This window comes from Pseudomonas sp. FBF18 (genome assembly GCF_024261405.1).
Lineage (GTDB): Bacteria > Pseudomonadota > Gammaproteobacteria > Pseudomonadales > Pseudomonadaceae > Aquipseudomonas > Aquipseudomonas palmensis.
Map to the genome: position 1 here is coordinate 1 of NZ_QKRS01000039.1, position 2,747 is coordinate 2,747.

2 protein-coding genes are annotated in these 2,747 nt (G+C 65.7%); both read right to left on the minus strand.

All coding sequences use genetic code 11. From position 1 onward, the window contains the following. Positions 1 to 1,928 (minus strand): type VI secretion system tip protein TssI/VgrG (tssI, locus tag DN387_RS25970; RefSeq protein WP_254506430.1); only part of this gene is annotated, 1,928 nt, incomplete at its 3' end. Between the two features lie 91 nt (positions 1,929 to 2,019). Further along, on the minus strand, positions 2,020 to 2,538 hold the full coding sequence (locus tag DN387_RS25975) for an Hcp family type VI secretion system effector (RefSeq protein ID WP_043859617.1): 519 nt from the start codon (positions 2,536 to 2,538) through the stop codon (positions 2,020 to 2,022). Positions 2,539 to 2,747: the final 209 nt, after the last annotated feature.

The window sequence follows — 2,747 nt, forward strand, 5'->3', positions numbered from 1 at the left end:
GGCGTGGTCAGGGCGATGCCCGCCGGGCTGGCCAGCACCAGGTGCGGTTCGCTGAACTCGGGAAATTCGTTGGCGCTCTGGTTGGTCGGGCCGCTGCCGACGATGCCCTGGTGCTGCGCATGCAGGGCCTTGGCCACCTCGTCCTGATCGCCCGCCTCCTGCGCCTGCACCTCGCGCGCCTGCTGGCCAAAACCGTCCTGCTGCTCGCTGGCGGTGGCCAGGCGTTCGGCGGTCTCGGGCAGGTCCTTGTGGTGCTTGGCTTCGTGATGGCGCGGCTCGGTGGTCAGCAGCAGGCCCGCCGCCGCACGCACGGCGCCATGCCGGTCGGTGCGCAGTTCGAAACCCTCGCCCCGCGGCTGGCCGCCCGAGGGGCGCGGGTGGGTCAGGTAGCCCAGGTTGATCGCACTGGCGCCATGGTCGCTGCGCAGGGCGATGCTGATCTCGCTGGTGGTGTCGTCGATGCGCAGCTCGTTGCTGCGGCTGCCCTTGTATTCCTTGCTCTTGACCGTGGCCAGGGTCTTGAAATCGGGCAGCCGGTACGGCGGCAGGTTGGCGCCGTGGTACAGGCACCCGGTGATCAGCGGCTGGTCGGGGTCGCCTTCCAGAAAGGTGATCAGCACCTCCATGCCGATACGCGGCAGCGAGATGGCGCCGAAGCTGCTCTGGCTGGCCCAGCTGGAGGCCACGCGCATCCAGCAGGTGGTCTTGTCGTCCGACTGGCCTTCGCGGTCCCAGAAGAACTGCACCTTGACCCGGCCGTACTCGTCGCAATAGATCTCCTCGCCTTCGGGGCCGGTCACTACCGCACGTTGCGCACCCAGCACTTTGGGCTTGGGATGCCTCAGCGGCGGCCGATACGGCACGTCCCACGGCGTGGCGCAGAAGCGGTTGCGATAGCCCTGGTGGAAGTCGTCCTTGAGGTCGGTGACGTCGCTGCTGATCACCTCCTCGAGCACCTGCGGCTGCTTGCCTTCGTGCAGCACTTCGGTCAGAAGCCACAGGTCGTTCCACGCCGGGTTGGCATGCTCGGTCAGGCTCAGAAAATGCCCGCTGACCAGGCTCGGCTGGTCGCTGCGGCCCTCGGCCAGGCGGTAGTCGCTGCGGTGGCGCTCCAGGGCGCGGGTGGCCAGGTGCTTGCCGCGCGCGCGGTCGCTGAAGCGCGCCGGGTAGTCGTAGTCTTCCAGGTCCGGCGCGGCGCCGCTGTCGGCGTCGCTTTCGAGCTGGATGCGCGGTTTGGTGAAGTCGTAGTCGCGCCGCGTGGTGCGGCTGGTGCGCGTGGCCAGGCGCAGGCCGAAGCGCTTGATCACCGGCACGTCGGCCACCAGCCCGGTGTCCTGCTGGTAGGCCACCGGGGCCAGCGTGGGGAATACGGTCTGGTCGTCGCCGAACACCAGCGCATGGCCCTGCGGGCTGTGCTGGAAGTGGTAGTGGATACCCTCCTCCTCGCACAGGCGCTGGATGAAGTGCAGGTCGGACTCGTCGTACTGCACGCAGTACACCCGCTCGGGGTACACCGCGCCGAGCACGAAGCGGTGGTCGCTGGCGAGGATGCCGTGCTCCTCGAGCACCTGGGCGATGATCTGCGGCACCGTCTTGTGCTGGAAGATGCGCTGGTTGATGCGGTGTGCCAGGTACGCCAGCTGCGGGCGCAGCACCAGCCGGTAGCGCGACAGGCGCCGCCCCGCTTCGCCCTGCGCGGCGCTGTAGACCAGCCCGTGAATGCCGCTGCCGCTGGGCGACAGCTGCAGGAAGGCGAGCGTGTGCAGGAGGGATTCGAGGTTCAGCGACGCCCGTTCACTGACCAGCTCCAGTTCGAATTCGAACGGCTGGCTGAGCGCTTCGCGCCCGCTGAACGACAGCACCTGAAAGTCGCTGTCGACCCCGTCCAGGGTCAGGGTGAAATGGGGCTGGTTGGCCGCTGAGAACATCCGATGTTCCTCCCGCTGCAAAAACTGGGGTGACAGGCTGCCCCGGCCGGCCATGCTGGCTGGCTGGCCGGGGCAGTGAACTAACGCAGGCTTAGCCGGCGACCGGGGTACGCCAGTCGTCCGAGCCGGAGGTACCGGACACTTCGTGGGTCCAGGTGATCTTGCGGTAGGTGAAGTGCACGTCTTCAAGGTGGGTGAAGTGCGCGTTGGCCGGGTCCTGGCAGTTGTGCATGTAGTCCTTGATGTCGACGATGATCGCGTCTTCGAGCTTGGTGGTGAAATAGTGCTCCTGGGTGCCGGCCGCCGAGGTGCGGTACCAGTGGATGACGATTTCGGTCAGGCGCTCGCCGGAGGTCAGCGCGGCCAGCAGCAGGGGCGATGCCTTGTCGAAGACCTTGGTGATGACCACCGGCTTGTGCACGCGCTGGCCGGTCGGCTGACCGGACTGCGGGTCGCGCGGGATGATCACTTCGTGGTTGAAGCCCTGGACCATGACCTGGTCTTCGTGGCCTTCCTGGTAGGTGTTGCCGACCGAATCGGCGGTGAAGGCACCGGCGGTGATCAGGCCTTGTTTGGTGCCGGTGACGGACATGTAGGCAGGTGTTGCCATGGGGGTTTGCTCCTTGCAAAAAGTGAAGCCGGACAGGCGAAAAATGCCGTGCGGCTGCAAGGAGACAGTTCAAGACCCGTGCCAACTGAAATTTAGTTGTTGTTAATCAGTAGCTTGTGTTTTTGCTGTACGTTTTTTGAGCACTTTTACGCGAGAAAACCCGAAAAAGTGCGCAACTTCTTGCGCAGTACTGTGCAAGAAGTTGCGCA

Coding starts and splice junctions, on each gene's coding strand:
- DN387_RS25975 (WP_043859617.1), bottom strand. CDS start 2,538: ATGGCAACACCTGCCTACATGTCCGTCACCGGCACCAAACAAGGCCTG.